Annotated in this window: 17 protein-coding genes; 8 read left to right on the top strand and 9 right to left on the bottom strand. The window is 63.1% G+C overall.

Annotated features, from left to right (window positions below; genetic code table 11):
* Positions 1-209: 209 nt before the first annotated feature.
* On the bottom strand, positions 210-407 hold the full coding sequence (locus tag NKJ55_RS09025; RefSeq protein WP_352449586.1) for a hypothetical protein: 198 nt from the start codon (positions 405-407) through the stop codon (positions 210-212).
* A gap of 557 nt (positions 408-964) precedes the next feature.
* Here NKJ55_RS09025 and NKJ55_RS09020 point away from each other — a divergent pair.
* Together NKJ55_RS09020 and NKJ55_RS09015 are read left to right on the top strand one after the other, a co-directional pair.
* Positions 965-1639, top strand: coding sequence for a Crp/Fnr family transcriptional regulator (locus NKJ55_RS09020; protein ID WP_502894902.1), 675 nt, complete (start codon positions 965-967; stop codon positions 1637-1639).
* 169 nt (positions 1640-1808) lie between these two features.
* Entirely contained in the window at positions 1809-2336 is a 528-nt protein-coding gene (locus NKJ55_RS09015; RefSeq protein WP_254815759.1) for a YciE/YciF ferroxidase family protein, read from the top strand.
* 136 nt (positions 2337-2472) lie between these two features.
* On the opposite strand, the gene NKJ55_RS09010 is transcribed toward NKJ55_RS09015, so the two are convergent.
* Both NKJ55_RS09010 and NKJ55_RS09005 read right to left on the bottom strand, forming a co-directional pair.
* On the bottom strand, positions 2473-3471 hold the full coding sequence (locus tag NKJ55_RS09010; protein ID WP_352449584.1) for an ATP-dependent DNA ligase: 999 nt from the start codon (positions 3469-3471) through the stop codon (positions 2473-2475).
* Positions 3472-3501: 30 nt separating this feature from the next.
* The gene (locus tag NKJ55_RS09005) at positions 3502-3669 is read right to left on the bottom strand and encodes a hypothetical protein (RefSeq protein ID WP_352449583.1); all 168 of its coding nucleotides are present in this window, start codon (positions 3667-3669) and stop codon (positions 3502-3504) included.
* A 227-nt stretch (positions 3670-3896) separates the two neighbouring features.
* Here NKJ55_RS09005 and NKJ55_RS09000 point away from each other — a divergent pair, with 227 nt between their 5' ends.
* Together NKJ55_RS09000 and NKJ55_RS08995 are read left to right on the top strand one after the other, a co-directional pair.
* A complete protein-coding gene (locus NKJ55_RS09000) occupies positions 3897-4601 on the top strand; it encodes an MgtC/SapB family protein (RefSeq protein WP_352449582.1) in 705 nt (234 codons plus the stop codon).
* A 103-nt stretch (positions 4602-4704) separates the two neighbouring features.
* Positions 4705-5967 carry a DUF763 domain-containing protein gene (locus tag NKJ55_RS08995; protein WP_352449581.1) on the top strand — a complete coding sequence of 421 codons (1263 nt, stop codon included), beginning with the start codon at positions 4705-4707 and terminating at the stop codon, positions 5965-5967.
* A 10-nt stretch (positions 5968-5977) separates the two neighbouring features.
* Here NKJ55_RS08995 and NKJ55_RS08990 read toward each other — a convergent pair whose 3' ends face one another.
* The 6 genes from NKJ55_RS08990 to NKJ55_RS08965 all read right to left on the bottom strand — a co-directional run bounded on the left by NKJ55_RS08990 (position 5978) and on the right by NKJ55_RS08965 (position 10850).
* Positions 5978-6421 (bottom strand): PPC domain-containing DNA-binding protein, encoded by a 444-nt coding sequence (locus NKJ55_RS08990; RefSeq protein ID WP_352449580.1) that lies wholly within the window; start codon positions 6419-6421, stop codon positions 5978-5980.
* A gap of 24 nt (positions 6422-6445) precedes the next feature.
* Positions 6446-6598, bottom strand: coding sequence for a peptide ABC transporter permease (locus NKJ55_RS08985; RefSeq protein WP_352449579.1), 153 nt, complete (start codon positions 6596-6598; stop codon positions 6446-6448).
* Positions 6599-6798: 200 nt separating this feature from the next.
* The gene (locus NKJ55_RS08980; RefSeq protein ID WP_352449578.1) at positions 6799-8514 is read right to left on the bottom strand and encodes an HAD family hydrolase; all 1716 of its coding nucleotides are present in this window, start codon (positions 8512-8514) and stop codon (positions 6799-6801) included.
* Positions 8515-8518: 4 nt separating this feature from the next.
* Positions 8519-9490 (bottom strand): SDR family oxidoreductase, encoded by a 972-nt coding sequence (locus NKJ55_RS08975; RefSeq protein ID WP_352449577.1) that lies wholly within the window; start codon positions 9488-9490, stop codon positions 8519-8521.
* 49 nt (positions 9491-9539) lie between these two features.
* Positions 9540-10649 (bottom strand): FAD-dependent oxidoreductase, encoded by a 1110-nt coding sequence (locus tag NKJ55_RS08970; RefSeq protein WP_352449576.1) that lies wholly within the window; start codon positions 10647-10649, stop codon positions 9540-9542.
* Positions 10650-10658: 9 nt separating this feature from the next.
* Complete coding sequence (locus NKJ55_RS08965; RefSeq protein WP_352449575.1) at positions 10659-10850, bottom strand: hypothetical protein; 192 nt, start codon at positions 10848-10850, stop codon at positions 10659-10661.
* Positions 10851-11183: 333 nt separating this feature from the next.
* Between NKJ55_RS08965 and NKJ55_RS08960 the strand changes: the two genes are divergently transcribed.
* The 4 genes from NKJ55_RS08960 to NKJ55_RS08945 are packed head-to-tail and all read left to right on the top strand — an operon-like array spanning position 11184 to position 16695.
* The gene (locus tag NKJ55_RS08960; RefSeq protein ID WP_502901466.1) at positions 11184-11840 is read left to right on the top strand and encodes a cytochrome c3 family protein; all 657 of its coding nucleotides are present in this window, start codon (positions 11184-11186) and stop codon (positions 11838-11840) included.
* Positions 11824-14811: a TAT-variant-translocated molybdopterin oxidoreductase gene (locus NKJ55_RS08955; protein ID WP_352449573.1), complete on the top strand. Its 2988-nt coding sequence runs from the start codon at positions 11824-11826 to the stop codon at positions 14809-14811. Before NKJ55_RS08960 ends, NKJ55_RS08955 begins: the two co-directional genes overlap by 17 nt.
* Positions 14804-16171, top strand: coding sequence for an NrfD/PsrC family molybdoenzyme membrane anchor subunit (nrfD, locus tag NKJ55_RS08950; RefSeq protein ID WP_352449572.1), 1368 nt, complete (start codon positions 14804-14806; stop codon positions 16169-16171). The genes NKJ55_RS08955 and nrfD overlap by 8 nt, the downstream gene beginning before the upstream one ends.
* Positions 16168-16695: a DUF3341 domain-containing protein gene (locus tag NKJ55_RS08945; protein WP_352449571.1), complete on the top strand. Its 528-nt coding sequence runs from the start codon at positions 16168-16170 to the stop codon at positions 16693-16695. Before nrfD ends, NKJ55_RS08945 begins: the two co-directional genes overlap by 4 nt.

Raw genomic sequence — 16695 nt, 5'->3', positions numbered from 1 at the left:
GAAGTAAGCGCGTCGCATGAGGCCGGCCAAACGCGACACGCGTTAGTGTCACGCTCGCGACAAAAACGCCTGCCGCTTGGTAATTAGCGCCGGGCGTTTTGTCGTGAAAAGACTAGATTTCCAAGATCCTTGGCAAACCGGGACCCTGGCTAGAAAGGGCGACTCGGTGCCGAACCTTTCGGCGCCGAGGACGCCACCATAGCAGCAGCTTATTGTTGGCGATCGGCGGCCAGCGCTTCTTTCAGATCGGCGTTGAGCACACCCTCGTTGAACAGCGACATGATACGGGCTGCCAACCGCTCGCGGACAGGACTGTCGTCCGCAACACCCAACTCGCGGCAGCAGTCGTCGAGCGCTTTTCTCAGCACGCTCAGTTCGGCTGGAGTTGCTGCACCTTGCATCGGCATCCCATCCTCCCTTGAAAAGGGCGAAAGCGCGAAGCGTCTTTCAAGCGTCCACTCGCCGTGCCTGTGTGGACGACTCCAATTCAATTAGCGCCGCTCTCGTCCAAACTCAATGTACGGAAATTACCAAGCAGACAGTTTGGGAACGACTGCCTTGCACCTGCATTGTTGCTGCGATCCAACCCACCCCTCATTTGGATCATTGGGCGTAGCCCACGACGCCCGAATGGAGCCCGTTGCATCCCTCGCGACGGGCTCTTTCGCGTCCGGTGACCTCAATTGTCGTTTTCGTACCAAACCGTCTTTGGTACGTTTCCAACTCTAACTTTCAGTCGGATGTTTTCGTAGGCAAGCGGCAGGAGAAACTGTCGTGCATCGATTCATTTTTTTATTTAGTAGGCTCCATACCTTTCAGTGCCTATATGAGCGTTATCGTCCGCAGGTTATACCGGGCGCGGACGGCTGGGAGATAAAAAAGCTCTTGCCCTGTTTTGGGGCCAGCTATGTCTGATCCAGCAATTTCCAATAGAAATCTATACAGAAACAAGCTGTTGCTCCGGATGAGCGCCGGCGATTTCGCATCTCTCGAGCCGCACATCGAGCGCTGTTCACTGGAGTTACGGCAATCGCTCGAAGTGTCCGGATCGCCGATCGAGGCCATTTATTTCCTCGAGGACGGCATCGGTTCGGTGGTTGCGAAAATGCCGAACGGCAGCGATGCGGAAGTTGGCCTTGTCGGCTTGGAAGGTATGACCGGCTCGGCCCTGATAATGGGCGACGACCGTACGGTCCATGATTGCTATGTGCAGCTGGCGGGAGAAGCCGCCAGGATCGACGCCGAGCCGTTCAAGGCGGCGCTGACGCAAAGCCCGACGCTGCGGCTGTTCTTGCTGCGCTACGTGCAATATCTGCATGTCCAGACCGGCTATACCGCGCTGGTCAACGCGCGATCGAAACTTGAAGACCGGCTGGCGCGCTGGCTGCTCATGTGTGACGATCGGGTGGACGGCGGCCGGCTGACGATCACTCATGAATTCCTGTCAATCATGCTTGGCGTAAGGCGTCCGGGTGTCACGGTCGCGCTGCAGCTGCTCGAGGGGCGAGGGCTCATCCGGTCCCGCCGCGGCGAAATTATCATTCGCGATCGCGATGGTCTCGTCGCACTGGCGGATGGCGGCTACGGCCTGGCCGAGGCCGAATATACCCGCCTGGTCGAGCATATCGGCGAGCGCTGACGGCGCTTTCCTGGCCGATTGCTGCCGCAGGTCGAGGCCCCTTGCGACACTACACGGCGGGTCGGAAAAATTTTCAAAGCTCCCGGACCGTCAGGGAACTTGTTTCCCGTCGGAGGGTTATGGGACGCCTCTACTTTGCGAGGCGGCACCAACCATTCGGGAGAGGATCATGGCGACCACGAAAAAGGCCGCGAAGGCGGCAAGCAAGGGCCTTGAGGATCTGTTCCTCGACGGGCTCAAAGACCTCTACTACGCCGAGAAGAAGATACTGAAAGCGCTGCCTAAAATGGCCAAGGGCGCGGAGTCGGAAGAAGTGACCGCCGCCTTCGAGAAACACCGCATGGAAACCGAAGGACATGTCGACCGCCTGGAAGAGGTGTTCGAGAAATTCGGCAAGCCGGCCCGCGGCAAAACCTGTCCGGCGATTGACGGAATCATCGAAGAGGGCTCGGAAATGCTCGAGGAGTATAACGGTGCTCCCGCGCTCGACGCCGGGCTTGTCGGTGCGGCGCAAGCCGTCGAGCATTACGAGATCGCTCGCTACGGCACTTTGATCGCGTGGGCGGAAGAACTCGGCAAGAGCGACGTTGTCGAGCTGCTCAGGGCAACTCTCAAGGAAGAGGTCGCGACCGACGAAGCGCTTTCCAAGCTCGGCGAAAGCGGTGTCAACGAACGCGCAATGCAAGAAGCCGCTTGATTTCAAAACCGCAACCGAGCCTCGGAAATGGTTGCCAAGGCTCGGTTGGCCGCGGCGAACCAGCGAATTCTGCATTGGTCTGTCATGAACGGTAGAGCGGGCAGCTAGAGCCTTGAAGCGGTGCCTCGGAGCGGACTTACTCGATCTGATCGAACGTGCATTGCCGGGGCTCTTTGTCCGGCCGCCAGCGCAACAGCTTGGTTCCGTGCCGGAACCGGTCGCCTGTCACATGGTCGAACCGAACCTCGACCACCAGTTCAGGCTTTATCGGTTCCCATTGTCCGCTCCGCTCCGTGCTCCAGCGGCTTGGTCCGCCCGGCGCCTTGCCGGTGAAACCCGGTTTGGCCCGCAGTTTTTCCAGCCGTCTGGTCAGCGCCGCCCTGTCGTCCTTGCCGATGGTCGAGGTGAACCCGACATGGTCCAGCCTGCCTTCGTTATTGTAGAGGCCAAGCAGCAGGGATCCGACTTCGTTGCTGCCGGCGAGATAGCGAAAGCCGCCGACCACGCAATCCGCAGTGCGCAGCCGCTTGACCTTGACCATGGCGCGCTCGCCGGGCCGGTATGGCTCGGCGATCAGTTTTGCAACGACACCGTCGGTCGAGCCATGGCCGGCGCCTTGCAGCCAGCGCTCGGCGGCAGCGGCATCGTGCGTGCATTCGGACAGGCGCAGTTCGGGCCGTCCCGCCGACGCGACAAAGGCCTCAATCGCCTGCCTCCTGGTGGTGAGAGGCTCTTCGATGATGATCCTGCCGCCGGGTTCGGCCAGCATGTCGAACAGGACCAGCATGGCAGGCGTCTCGAGGCTCAACTTGCGGATCCTGCTTTCGGCGGGATGAAGGCGCATTTGCAGGGCCTCGAACGAGGACGATCCGTCGACCTCGATGACAATCTCGCCGTCGGCAACAAACCGTCGCGAGCTCACATCGCGCAGCACCGCGACCAGTTCGGGAAAATAGCGGCCAAGCGGCTTGCCCGATTTTGCACGCAGATCGACGGCATCATCGCCCTTGAACACGTGGCAGCGAAACCCGTCCCATTTCGGCTCGTACTGCCAAAGGCCGTCGCCGCCAGGAATTGCGTCGGCGGCTTTGGCTTCCATCGGACGAAGGTCGAGCGGCAACGGAAATGCGGTCATGGCTGGTCCGCGCCGCCGCTGAGGCATTCGCTACCGCCGTCGGCCATTCCCCCGCGCCCCGCTTTCCCGCCTCGGCACCTTGCGGCCGGTTTGGTCGGGTGAAGGCGACCGTGGATCGACCTCGTCGGACCCACCGATCTCCTTGGTGATGCGATAGGCCAGATAAGCGACGGCTCCGGCAAGCAGCAAGCGGACCATGACTGCAAATCCTTCGTTGGCGTGAACCCACCAACCCGCAGGCCGAAGGTTTTGTTCCGCCGCTGCCCATCGCCGCGGGTGAATCGTCGGCGGCGCAACCAAAATCCAAGCGCATCGTTTGTTGCTTATCGACGAAAAGAATTTGCGATGAAGACGCTCTTGCCCTTGTTCGCTTTGACCCTGGCGCTATTCCTGGCCAGCAGCGCTTGGCCTGACGGGTGACCGCGATGCTCCTCGTTGCTCCGGTCTGGCAGGACATCGCGGCACGACTGCTTCTGACCGCGCTCGCCGGCCTGTTGATAGGCCTCAACCGCGAGGCGCGCGGGCACGCGGCGGGGCTACGCACCACCGTGCTGGTCGGATTGGCCGCCGCCATCACAATGATCCAGGCCAGTATTCTGCTCGAGACCGTTGGCAAGCACCCGGATTCGTTTGCATCGATGGACGTCTTGCGCTTTCCGCTGGGCGTGTTGACCGGCGTCGGCTTTATCGGCGGTGGCGCCATTCTTCGCCGCGGCAATCTTGTCAGCGGCGTCACCACGGCGGCCACGTTGTGGGTGATGACGGCGATCGGATTGGCTTTCGGTGGTGGCCAATACGGCTTGGGCGCGGCCGGCACGGCGCTGACGCTGGCCACCTTGCTGGTCCTGAAATGGGTGGACCTTCGAATGTCGCGCGAACACCATGCCCAGTTGGCGCTGACGTGGAAGGCCGCGGCTCGACAGGAGCTCGATGCGCTCATCGGGCCGCTTGGCTACCAGGCACGCCTCGTCGCAATAGAGAGGCGCCCAGATCTCAAGGACCCTGTGTTCTCGTTCGAGATCAGTTGGAGGCGGCCCGACACGGGCGCACCGCCGATGGATCTGCTGGCATCGGTGGGCGAGCATTGCGAGATCCAGAAGTTTGATCTCCTCAGCGAACCTGCCCGCTAGCTGGCGGCTTGCAACGATCGCGGCCTGAATCAGGCCATAGCTTCTCCACACCCCTTTCGATACCTATCTGTCGAGGCAGGACTCAAGGAGCAAGCAAAAGACCGTGGCACAGCGATCGGGAAGTGCTGATCTTCCACTTCACGGCGGACGCGTGCCGAAATGGCTCGGCGACCGCATGACGCGGCTTGGCGCGGTCATGTGCGAGGCGATCATCCACCATTACGGCCGCGATGAGTTGCTGCGCCGGCTGGCGCATCCGTTCTGGTTCCAGTCCTTTGGCGCCGTGATGGGGATGGACTGGCACTCTTCCGGCATCACCACCAGCGTCGTCGGAGCGTTGAAGCGCGGTCTGTCGCCGCTTTCCGGCGAACTCGGCATCCACGTTTGCGGCGGCCGCGGCGCGCATTCGCGCAAGACCCCGCACGAGCTTGCCCTGATCGGCGAGCGTGTCGGCCTCGACGGGCAAGGCCTCGCGACTGCCAGCCGGCTTGTCGCCAAGGTGGACAGCGCCGCGGTCCAGGACGGTTTCGATCTCTATCTGCACGGCTTTATCGTCACCGACGACGGCAAGTGGGTGGTGGTGCAGCAGGGCATGAACGGCGACAGCAAGGTGGCGCGCCGCTATCACTGGCTGTCCGAAGGCCTGAAGAGCTTTGTCGACCAGCCGCATGCTGCCATCGAGGGCGCCAACCAGGGCGAGATCGTCAACCTGACCGACCGCCGCGCTGAAGCGTCGCGCCAGGGACAACTGGACCTTCTGCACGACCTTGGACCGGATCGCATCGTGAGGGAGCTTGCCGCTTTGGAGCGGGGTTCGGCGCCAGCGCCGGAGCCGGCACAAAAGCTGCTGCCGCATCTGGTGATGCCGGCGCACCACGATGTGCGCGAAAGCGATGTCGTCATGCGCCGCCTGCACGGCAACATCGCGGCGGCGGCCGAGCGCGGCCCGACAGATTTCGCCGGGCTTCTCCTGGTGCCCAATGTCGGCGCGCGCACGGTGCGGGCGCTGGCGCTGGTCGCCGAAGTCGTGCATGGCGCGCCGTGCCGTTTTTCCGATCCAGGCCGTTTCTCGCTGGCGCATGGCGGTAAGGACAGGCACCCGTTCCCCGTGCCGCTGAAGGTCTATGACGAGACCATCGGCGTACTGAAGTCGGCTGTCCAGAAGGCCAGGCTCGGCCGTGACGAAGAGATCGGCGCCTTGCGGCGGCTGGACGACCAGTCGAGGCAGGTCGAGCGCTATGTCACCGGCCCAAGCCTGAAGGAAATCGTCGCCGGGGAGTTCGAGCAATCGCATCTGCTCGGCGGCCGCAGCGTCTTCGGTTGGGAGGTCGTACCCGAAACGGCCGCAGTCAAATCAACGAAGTGATCGGCTCGGATCAAGCCTCCAAGTCGATCAGGGCGACGCCGAGTTCGGGACGGTGCCTGCGGCGCAGATGGCCAGGCGTCTCCACCAATGTGACCTCGAGCGTCGGCCGCACGATGCCGTCCAGCAGATGACCGCCCCTCGTGGTGCCGTCACTCAATCCAAGGACTGCGTGGACGTGCAAGCTGGGCCTGCCGTCGTCGCCGATGGCAACATCGCCGATCGCGCTCAGCACTTCGCACTGTTCCCGGACGGGGATTTTCCGATAGGTCTTTTCCCCGGGGTCGAACCAGCCGACAGTCGCCGTTTCGAAAGCACCGAGCGCGGTCAGCGACGCACTGCCAACGCCGTGGTCGACCGCAAACGCGGTCAGCTGCGCAAACGCCTCGTCGCCGGGATCAAGCACAACGACGAACGTTCTCTGTCCGGCGCTTTCGGCAACAAGCTGTGATTTCATGATTTCGCTCCAGCCGTCAGGAATTCAAATCCACCACACCACCAATGCCAGCAAGACGAGACCCACTAGGCCGGCGATGAAAATGATCCGGCGCGCCCGCGTCCGCAGGATGATCTCGCCCTGCCGCGCCTGTTCCGCTGAAAAGACAGGACCATCCTTGTCCCGGTCGTTGCTCATCCATCGTCTCCTTTCGGGCAATTATTCAGCATTGAATAGATCTGGCGCCCGATAGAACACAATCTCGTTTGGCGGATGAGGTTCCACGATGGACCATCGACGGTTGGAACCGACTGGGACTCGGCCGTCTGCCGAGGCGGGACGGAGATCGACCACGAGGTGAACCCAGCCGGCTTGGACCGGCTGGGCGCCGTTTGCATCTATTCCTTCGGCGCGGTCGCGGGCGCGGTATAGCGGCGGCGCACCGCGTCCAGGACGTGGCTGCGGCTCTCCTGCGCCGAAAGTGTGCCGTCTTTCTCCGCTTCGGCGGTTTCGCGCGCCAGTTCCTTGTCCCTGATCTGGTGGCGAAACCATTCGGAATAGTCGCCGGCGCGCAAATGATGTTCCCAGGTCCTGTCGTCGATGCCCTCGGCGATCTGGGCGAAAATCATCAGATTATGGGCGCGGAGGTTCATCGCATTGTCGGGGCCGCGGAAATAGAAGCTGCCCTTCTCGTCCAGCTGGCCCTCGGCATATTTGCGGCTGTGGCGCTTGAGCGACTGTCGCGGTTCGATCGGCTCGACCATGGCAGGTTTCTTGCGCGCCTGCGGCCGCCAGAACAGCACGCGCTCGTCTTTTGGAGAGTTCAGGTCCTTGTGCTTTGGCGGTTCGGTGCCGGTCTCGTGACAGAACGTCTTGATGACCTTTTTCGCCTTGGGGCCGAGTGCGATGACGGCGGTGACCAGCCGCAATGCCTCGGTTGAGATCGCGTCCGGATGAACCGTGATCAGGATCGTGCCCGGCAATTCCATGGCCAGCACCATTGGCGTGTCGTCGCGCCGCTTCGGCAAGAGGTGATGCGCCTCGTCGATGATCAGCCAGTGTGGTCGTGCCGTGCGGAAGCGAACACCGCCAAGGCCCGGCAGCAGGTCGGCAAAGAAGTCCGGCCGCTCGTTAACGCGCAGCGCCAGGCCATTGACGACCAGATTGTTGTCCGGCTTCTCCAGGAGATCGAGCAACTGCGTCTTCGTCGGCGCGTTCGAGCCGTCGCCCAGCCGGACGGCGCCTTCGAGGCCGTCATAGTCGCCTTCCGGATCGAAGATGCAGAACTGGAACTTTCTCTCGACGAAGCGCTCCGTCAGTGCGGTCGCCAGGGTCGATTTGCCGATGCCGGAGCTGCCGGCGATCAGCACCGTATCGGTTGGCGACAGATACACCTCCTTGCCATCCTCCGAGCCAAGCAGAATGCCGTCGCGGTTCGGCACAAGCTCGCGATCGCGCTCGACCACCTTGGCGATCAGTTCCTCGACGCCTTTTCCGCGCGCGCCGCGTGTCACGAGATCCGCCGTATCCTTGACTGCCGGCAGTGCGTTGTCGACGGCCACGCTGAAGCCGCAGGCGCGCAGGAAGGCGTGGTCGTTTTCGGCGTCGCCGACACCGACGACGTTGTGCGGCGACAATCTGAGGTCCTGAAGCGCAGCTGTCAGCCCGGTCGCCTTGTTGATGCCGCTGGGCAGGATCATCACCGCGCCCTTGTTGAAGATGATTTCCAGCTCCAGCCCCAATTTCTTGATGACCTCGAGCGCGGTAGCCTGATGCGGTTCCCAGGTTGCGACGATCGAGCGTCCGACCGAAAGCGGTTTGACACCGCGTTTCCTGAGTTTGGCGATGAACTCGGGGGCGGGCGGCGGAGATATCGTCCGCTCCTCCTCGCTGGCCGGCGTGTAGATCAGCGCCCCGTTTTCCGCGACCACCTTGTCGAAGATCGCGACTTCGGGAAAGACGCGTTTCAGGTCGGGCAGCTCGCGCCCGGTGACGAGAATGAGTTTGCGCCCGCTCTTCTTGAAGCGTTCAAGCGCCGCAAGCGTCTTCTCGGCAACGACCCCTTCATGCGCCAGCGTGCCGTCATAGTCAGTGGCCAGGGCAATGAAATACATGCCGTCAGTAGCCGCCCACGATCGGCAATATCTCGCCGGTGATATAGCTCGAGCAGTGCGGCGAGGCGAGGAACACGTAGGCCGGCGCGATCTCCTCCGGCTGGGCCGGCCGTTTCATCGGCGTATCAGCGCCAAATTTCGAAACATCGCCGGCTTCCTTGTCCGAGGGGTTGAGCGGCGTCCAAACCGGGCCTGGCGCCACGGCGTTGACCCTTATGCCCTTCTCGACAAGGTTGCCCGAGAGCGCGCGGGTGAAGGCATGAATGCCGCCCTTGGTCATGGAGTAATCGACCAGTTGCTTCGAACCCTCGATGCCGGTCACTGAACCGGTATTGATGATCGCCGAACCGGGTTTCATGTGCGGCACGGCCTCCTGCGCCATGTGGAAATAGCCGTAGAGGTTGGTCTTCAGCGTCGTGTCGAAATGCTCCTCGGTCAGCTCGCTGAAATCGCTGGAGTGGATCTGGAAAGCGGCGTTGTTGACCAGCACGTCGATCCGCCCAAACTCCTGCACGATCTCAGCCACCGCGTTGTGGCAGTGGTTGCGTTCGCTGACGTCGGCCTTGATCAGCATGCAGCGCCGGCCTTCCGCTTCGACGGCCCTTTTGGTATCTTTGGCGTCCCTATCCTCCGAGAGATAGACGATCGCCACATCGGCGCCTTCACGCGCATAGAGCACGGCCACCGCACGGCCGATGCCTGAATCGCCGCCGGTAATGACGGCCACTTTGCCGTCGAGCTTTTTCGATCCGATATAGTACGGCGCATCGTAAAGCGGCGCCGGCTCGATCGCCCATTCATGCCCCGGCTTCGGCTGGTGCTGCTCGGGGAAGGGCGGCTCGGGATATTTGCGGGCACCGGCCTGCATGGCGCCTTTTTGCCTGCCATTGGATTTGGACTTGTCCTTCTCGTCGATCCGGCGCTGGATGTGCCGTTGCTTGGCGGCCTCGCCGGCGATTTCCGATTTCATCTGCATGGTCATCTCCCTGGCTTGAAACCCAACAACGCATGTCCGGCGAAAAGGTTTATGCGACCACGTCATTCCTTGAGCCCGGCGACACGCTCCAGCAGCGGCCGTTGCAGCAGCGGCAGATGGCCGACGACGCTGAAGGCCGCGTTCCTGATGCCTTGCATGATGCCGTTGTCCGATTGGGCCAGCGAGAGGATGCGCTCGCTGAGCGTGATCCACCGTTGCCCCACCGGGTGGCGTTCGCTTGTGTAGCCGGCAAGCGTGCCGTCGACGAAACGCCTGGCGAATGACCGGCGTCCTCGATGCCAAGATTCATGCCGCGCGCGCCCAACGGCGAATGCACATGCGCGGCATCCCCTCCCAGGAAGACGCATGCGGTTTGATAGCGCGGCGCCTGTCGTACCGGAATATGGAAGCGGTCGGCCCGCAACAACCGCGTGATCCGGTAATTGCCGGGGATGCGCGCCAACGCATCCTCGCTGTTTGAAACCGCGCGATAGCGCTTCTCGCCGATCGGGATGATAAAACCGACGTCGCCGTTCCTGTGAAGAAATGCGTGGGCGGCCGTCGGCTCATAGGGCCAATCGTCGATGTCGGCGTCGGCAATGCTCCATTGCCGCCGATGCGTGTAGCCATCGAAGCCGATGCCCATGGCATCACGCACCGTGCTTTGCGCACCGTCGGCTCCGAAGACAAGGTCGAAACTTGCCTCGTCACGGCCGTCTGGCGCCTCGATCCGCACCTCGGCCCGGCCTTTGTGCTCGGCCATGCCGACAAATGTGCTTCGCCATTCGACGTCGATGCCAAATCCCTTGAGCGTATCGGTCATCAGCGATTCGGTGTCGCGCTGCGGCAGCGACAGCAGAAAATTATGGCGGTGGGGCAGGATCGAGAAATCGATCTCGCCGAGCGCTCGTCCTTCGAAGTAGAAACGGGCTCGGCGAATTTTCAATCCTTCGGCGAGCAATCGGGCAGCGACTTTGGACGGTTCAAGGATGTCGAGGCTGTGCGAACTGATGCCGACCGCCTTGGCGAGCGGCGTCGGGCCTTCCTTGCGGTCGATGATGCGAGGTGCAATGCCGCGCCTTGCCAGTTCGACTGCCGCCGTCAGCCCGGTCGGGCCGGCGCCGACGATCAGGATGGAAGCGTCCCGCGAAGCCGTCATCGTCCGGCGTCAGCTTTTTGGCAGTGCGTAGGCAATGATGTCGTCGCCGATCCTGGTCTCCATGAAATGGTGGCCGCCGGGTGCAAGGGTCGCCAGCCAGATCAGGACGTAAAGCCATACACCGGCGGCATTGCCGGCAAGCAGCAGGCTGCCGGCGGCCAGCAGGGCGATCCCGGCGGCAGATAGTGCCAGGATCCGCACAGCGCGATCAGCCAGGCACCGCCCCCTCCGATCAGCAGGCCGAGGATCGTCAGCAGCGCGCCGACGAACATCGTCCACCAGAGGGCAACGCCGGACCGGCGGCGAATGGGATGAGGGTGGGGGATGGTCATGATGCCTATCCGGGTGAAACAGAACGTGACCTCATCCGAACGCACGGAGGGTTCGATGGTTTCCGGCCAGCCCGACCTGATGGGCCAGGGCGGGGTAACCATTCTGTGATCTCCGCTGCCCCAGCCGGAACTTACCCACGCAGCCGCAGTTAGGCGCTTTGGGGGGTGAATACGGTTTGCTGGATGCGAAATCGGCGAGGGAATGCCGCAGGTCTTTTCAAGGAGCGCCAACGGCATTTCACGCTTCGCTCTGTGGGGCGCGTGTTTCATGGCGATCTTTGCGGCTCTCGGCGGCACCGCCATCCTGCGTTCGGACTTCGTCACCGGCGTTGGCCGGCCGTTGGCGCAACCAGTGCCATTCAGCCACAGGCACCATGTCGGCGAGCTTGGCATCGATTGCCGTTATTGCCATAGCGGCGTCGAGACTTCGTCATCGGCGGGTCTGCCGGCGACCGAGGTGTGTATGACCTGCCATTCGCAGCTTTTCACCAACGCGGCCATGCTGGCGCCGGTACGGGCAAGCCTTGCCTCCGGGCAGCCATTGCAGTGGCAGCGGGTGAACAGTGTCCCCGACTTCGTCTATTTCAATCATTCGATCCATATCGCCAAAGGCGTCGCCTGCGAGACGTGCCACGGCGAGGTCGACGACATGCCGCTGATGCGGCGGGCGCACGCACTATCGATGGAATGGTGCCTGGCATGCCATCGCGATCCCGAGCCTAATTTGCGTCCGCCGCAGGACGTATTCCTGATGCACTGGAAGCCACCGGCCGGCATCGCCGAAATCCGCCGGTCACTCATCAGCCTTCTCGATATCCACCCCGAGACCATGACCGACTGTTATGTCTGCCACCGCTGACAAACCGATCGCGGCTCCAGATATGGCCGGCCTGCGCGAACGGCTTTCGCCCGGCCCGGAGCTGTGGCGAAGCCTCGACGAGCTCGCCGATACGCCGGAATTCCGCCGCTTTGTCGATGCCGAATTTCCCTCGATCGCCGAGCGCATCCCGCGGCTCGACCGGCGCACGCTGCTGAAGCTGATGGGTGCATCGCTGACGCTGGCCGGGCTTGCCGCCTGCAGCCGGGCCGAAGACATCCTGCCTTATATCCGCCAGCCGGAAAACATCGTTCCCGGCAAGCCGCTTTATTACGCGACCACGCTTTCGAGCGATGGCTACGGTATCGGTGCGGTGGTCGAAAGCCATGAGGGCCGGCCGACCAAGGTGGAAGGCAATCCCGACCATCCGGCCTCGCGCGGTGCGACGGACGCCATCATGCAGGCGGCGGTGCTGTCGCTTTTCGACCCCGATCGCTCGCGCATGCCGCTGAAATACGGCGAACCGGCGGCCTATGGCGACTTCCTTGCCGACATGGCCGAGCTTACCTCGCGGCTGGCCGGCTCAGGCGGTGCCGGCGCGGCGCTGCTGATCGAGGCGACGACCTCGCCCACCATGAAGGCGCAGCTCGAGGCGCTGCGCGCGCGCTACCCCAGGCTGAGGCTGTTCCGGCACGATCCCCTGGCAACGCCGTCCGGCGCCGAAGCCACGCAGACCCTTTTCGGCAGGGCGCTTGCACCGGTCTACCGGTTCGATCGCGCCGACGCGATTTTCAGTCTCGACGCGGATTTCCTGGGCGAGGGCCCCGGCCGTCTCGCTTACGCCCGTGACTTTGCCGCGCGGCGTCGCGTGCGCCGGGCGGACGATACGATGAGCCGGGTCTATGCGGTGGAATCGACGCCGACGATCACCGGCGCTGCCGCCGATCACCGCAGGCCGGTGCGCCCGAGCGAGGTCGAAGCCGTCGCCGCGGCGCTGAGCGCGGTGCTTGGCGGCGAAGCGGCGCCAAGCGCCTTGGCACTGGACCCGGCCTGGTTGGCTGCCACTGCGGACGACCTGAAGGCGGCCGGCCGCTCGGCGCTGATCGTGCCGGGCGCCTATCAAACACCGTTCGTCCATGCCGCGGCCCTTGCCATGAATGCGCGGCTTGGTGCGCTTGGCAACACCGTGGAACTGATCGAGCCGCCCGACGCGATGCCCATCGAGGGCGACCTCGCTGCACTTTGCCAGGCGATCGCCGCGCGAGATATCGACACCGTTGTCATACTCGGCGCCAATCCTCTCCACACCGCACCTGCGGGGTTCGATGTCCGCGACGTGTTTTCGCAGCTGAAGCTTCTTGTCCACTGGGGTCTCTACCGCGACGAAACCGCCTTCGTCGCACACTGGCATGTCCCTGCTGCGCATGACCTCGAGAGCTGGAGTGACCTGCGCGCCCATGACGGAACCGCGTCGATCGTGCAGCCGCTGATCAGGCCGCTTTACCAGGGGCGGACGGTGCATGAAATCCTGGCCGTGCTTGGCGGTGAACTAGCTGTTTCTGCGCTGCCGCTCGTCCGCCGGACCTGGGCGCAAACGACGCGGGCGCAAGCACTGGACGATCCCGCGTGGCGAAAGGCGCTTCGCGACGGCTTTGTATCCGGCAGTGCCAGCACTCCAGTCGAAGTTGCGATGCCCCCGGATTTGCGTGGCCTGAAGCCACGCATCGAAGCGGCAAAAGGCGTCGAAATCCGTTTCGTTGCCGATCCCTGGCTGCGCGACGGACGCAATGCCAACTCGTCCTGGCTGCAGGAATTGCCGCGGCCGCTGAGCAAGATCGTCTGGGGCAATGCAGCGCTGGTGTCGCCAGCGACGGCGGGGCGGCTTCAGGTGGAAAACGCCCGGGTCGTCAATATCGCCTCGAACGGCACGGACATCGATGCGCCGGTCTGGATCATGCCTGGCCATCCCGACGAGACCGTGACACTTGCTCTGGGCTTCGGCCGGAAGCTCGGTTCGGTAGCAGCACTCGCCGACGGCCACGACGCGTACAGGCTGCGAAGCCTCGAGGCTCCCTGGATCGTCTATGGCGCCACGGTCGCGCCGCGGGACGGCAGTGCGCGGGTCATCACCACGCAACACCATCAGGCGATGGAGGGCAGGGCGATCGTTCGCCATGCCTCGCTCGAGGCCTTCCGCAAAAATCCACATTTCGTGCGCGACGGCGCCCCGCCCGCGCCAACCGGATTGCTCTATCCCGACTGGCAATACAGCCAGGAAGCCTGGGGCATGTCGATCGACCAGTCGGCATGCATCGGCTGCATGGCTTGCGTTTCTGCCTGCCAGGCGGAAAACAACATCGCCACCGTCGGGCCGGACGAGTCGGCACTCGGCCATGAGATGCATTGGCTGCGGATCGACCGCTACTACTCCGGCCCGCTCGGCGATCCCGACGTCTTTTTCCAGCCGGTGCCTTGCATGCATTGCGAGAAGGCGCCGTGCGAGGTCGTCTGTCCGGTCAACGCCACCACCCACACCCATGACGGGCTGAACGCGCAGGTCTACAACCGCTGCATCGGCACGCGCTACTGCTCGCAGAACTGCCCCTACAAGGTGCGGCGCTTCAACTTCCTGGACTTCCAGGAATTCGACAAGGATGCGGCCGGACCGGAACAGGCCGCGCACAATCCAGACGTCAGCGTCCGTTCGCGCGGTGTGATGGAAAAATGCACCTACTGCGTCCAGCGCATTTCCGAAAAACGCATCAAGGCGCAGATCGAAAACCGCCACATCGCCGACGGCGAAGTGGTGACCGCCTGTCAGCAGGCCTGCCCGACACAGGCGATCGTTTTCGGGGACCTCAACAGCAAGGGCGCCGCTGTCGTGCGGGAAAAAGCAGCGCCGCAACACTACGCCTTGCTCGAGGACCTCAACAAGCGACCCCGCACCACCTATCTCGGCAAGATCAGGAATATCAACGGCCGTCTCTCGCCAGGCGGGAAAGCCGATGGCTGAGGCTATTGGTGGAAAACCGGGCGCACTGCCCGTTCTGCGCGGCCGGCACGACCTTCCGGAGATCAGCGGCCGTATCAGTGCGATCGTCCTCGACGGCAGGCTGCCGCGTTATTTCTGGGCAGCCTTTTTCGCCTGCTTCGTCCTCGTCCTCATCTTCCTCTATTCGATCACCTACCTGATCTCGGTCGGCGTTGGCGCGTACGGCATCAACGTCCCGGTGGTCTGGGGCACGATGATTGGCAATTTCGTCTGGTGGATTGGCATCGGCCATGCCGGCACGCTGATCTCGGCGGTGCTTCTGCTTCTGCGCCAACCATGGCGCGCCTCGATCAACCGCTTTGCCGAGGCGATGACGCTGTTTGCCGTGGCGATGGCGGGGCTTTTCCCGATCCTGCATCTCGGCCGCCCGTGGTTCTTCTACTGGCTGCTGCCGCTACCCAACACGCATATGCATTGGCCGCAATGGCGCAGCCCACTGGTCTGGGATTTCGCGGCGATCGCCACCTATGCCAGCGTTTCGCTGATGTTCTGGTATATGGGCCTGCTGCCCGATCTCGCCGTCCTGCGCGACCGGGCGAAATCGCGCCCGGCGCAGCTGTTCTACGGGATACTGGCGCTCGGCTGGCGCGGTTCGGCCTTTCATTGGGCGCGCTACCAGACGGTCTATTTCCTAATGGCGGCACTGGCCACGCCGCTGGTCGTCTCGGTGCATTCGATCGTCGCGCTCGACTTCACCTTCGCCATCACGCCGGGCTTCCATTCGACTATCTTTCCTCCCTATTTCGTTGCCGGCGCGCTGCTGTCCGGCTTCGCCATGGTGCTTACCATCGCCATCCCGCTGCGCTGGGCGTTTTCGGTCCAGGATCTGATCACGCTGCGGCACATGGACAATGCCGCCAAGCTGATGATCGCCGCCGGCATGATCGTCATCTACGGCTATGCCTCCGAGGCTTTCTTCGCCTGGTATTCGGGCGAAACCTATGAGCGCACGATGATGTGGCAGCGCGCCTTCGGACCTTATGTCCCGCTGTTCTGGACCATGCTCGCCTGCAACGGCGCTGTTTTGCAATTGCTCTGGTTCCGGCGGGTGCGCCTCAACATGGCGGTGCTGTTCGCCATTGCCCTGATCATCAATGTCGGCATGTGGATCGAGCGCTACGTCATCGTCGTCACCGGGCCAAGCCGCGATTACCTGCCGTCGTCCTGGGGCGAACAATCACTGAGATGGCTCGACTTCGGCATCCTGTTCGGCTCGATCGGCACCTTCTTCGCATTGGTCTTCCTGTTCATCCGCGTCCTGCCGGCCATCACCATTTTCGAGGTCGAGGAGCTGGCCGGGGAGAGGGGCGGCGCAAGATGAGCCTTTACGGCGTCATTGCGGCTTTCGCCGATCCCGAAGCGCTGACCGAGGCGGTCCGCACCATGCGGGCGCGCGGCTACCGGCGCATGGACGCGTTCTCGCCGTTCCATGTGCATGGGCTGGCCGACATGCTCGGCATGCGCAAGACGCGCTTGCCATGGGCCATCCTTGGCGGCGCCATCGCCGGCGCTGTGTTTGTCTATGGCCTGATCCTCTATTCGGTCGAGATCGATTTTCCGCTCAATGTCGGCGGCCGGCCGCTGCATTCCTGGCCGGCCTTTCTCGTCATCGCCTTCGAGGCCGCGATACTTGGCGCTGCGCTGGCCGCATTCTTCGGCATGCTGGCCGCCAATCGCCTGCCCGAATATTATCACCCGGTCTTCAACGCCACGAGCTTCACCTATGCGCGCGGCGGCAAGTTCTATCTGCTCGTCGAGGCCGCCGATCCGAAGTTCCGCAAGGGCGTGACCAAGGGCCAGCTGACACGGCTCGGCGCCGAAACCGTCGAGGAGGTGGAGGCGTGA

The organism is Mesorhizobium sp. M0106, from assembly GCF_040322715.1.
Taxonomy (GTDB): Bacteria; Pseudomonadota; Alphaproteobacteria; order Rhizobiales; family Rhizobiaceae; genus Mesorhizobium.
The sequence above is the reverse complement of the archived record's forward strand: the minus strand, read 5'-3'. Positions and strand labels throughout refer to the sequence as shown.

Coding starts and splice junctions, on each gene's coding strand:
- NKJ55_RS09025 (WP_352449586.1), bottom strand. CDS start 407: ATGCCGATGCAAGGTGCAGCAACTCCAGCCGAACTGAGCGTGCTGAGA.
- NKJ55_RS09020 (WP_502894902.1), top strand. CDS start 965: ATGAGCGCCGGCGATTTCGCATCTCTCGAGCCGCACATCGAGCGCTGT.
- NKJ55_RS09015 (WP_254815759.1), top strand. CDS start 1,809: ATGGCGACCACGAAAAAGGCCGCGAAGGCGGCAAGCAAGGGCCTTGAG.
- NKJ55_RS09010 (WP_352449584.1), bottom strand. CDS start 3,471: ATGACCGCATTTCCGTTGCCGCTCGACCTTCGTCCGATGGAAGCCAAA.
- NKJ55_RS09005 (WP_352449583.1), bottom strand. CDS start 3,669: ATGGTCCGCTTGCTGCTTGCCGGAGCCGTCGCTTATCTGGCCTATCGC.
- NKJ55_RS09000 (WP_352449582.1), top strand. CDS start 3,897: ATGCTCCTCGTTGCTCCGGTCTGGCAGGACATCGCGGCACGACTGCTT.
- NKJ55_RS08990 (WP_352449580.1), bottom strand. CDS start 6,421: ATGAAATCACAGCTTGTTGCCGAAAGCGCCGGACAGAGAACGTTCGTC.
- NKJ55_RS08985 (WP_352449579.1), bottom strand. CDS start 6,598: ATGAGCAACGACCGGGACAAGGATGGTCCTGTCTTTTCAGCGGAACAG.
- NKJ55_RS08980 (WP_352449578.1), bottom strand. CDS start 8,514: ATGTATTTCATTGCCCTGGCCACTGACTATGACGGCACGCTGGCGCAT.
- NKJ55_RS08975 (WP_352449577.1), bottom strand. CDS start 9,490: ATGCAGATGAAATCGGAAATCGCCGGCGAGGCCGCCAAGCAACGGCAC.
- NKJ55_RS08970 (WP_352449576.1), bottom strand. CDS start 10,649: ATGACGGCTTCGCGGGACGCTTCCATCCTGATCGTCGGCGCCGGCCCG.
- NKJ55_RS08960 (WP_502901466.1), top strand. CDS start 11,184: ATGCCGCAGGTCTTTTCAAGGAGCGCCAACGGCATTTCACGCTTCGCT.
- NKJ55_RS08955 (WP_352449573.1), top strand. CDS start 11,824: ATGTCTGCCACCGCTGACAAACCGATCGCGGCTCCAGATATGGCCGGC.
- nrfD (WP_352449572.1), top strand. CDS start 14,804: ATGGCTGAGGCTATTGGTGGAAAACCGGGCGCACTGCCCGTTCTGCGC.
- NKJ55_RS08945 (WP_352449571.1), top strand. CDS start 16,168: ATGAGCCTTTACGGCGTCATTGCGGCTTTCGCCGATCCCGAAGCGCTG.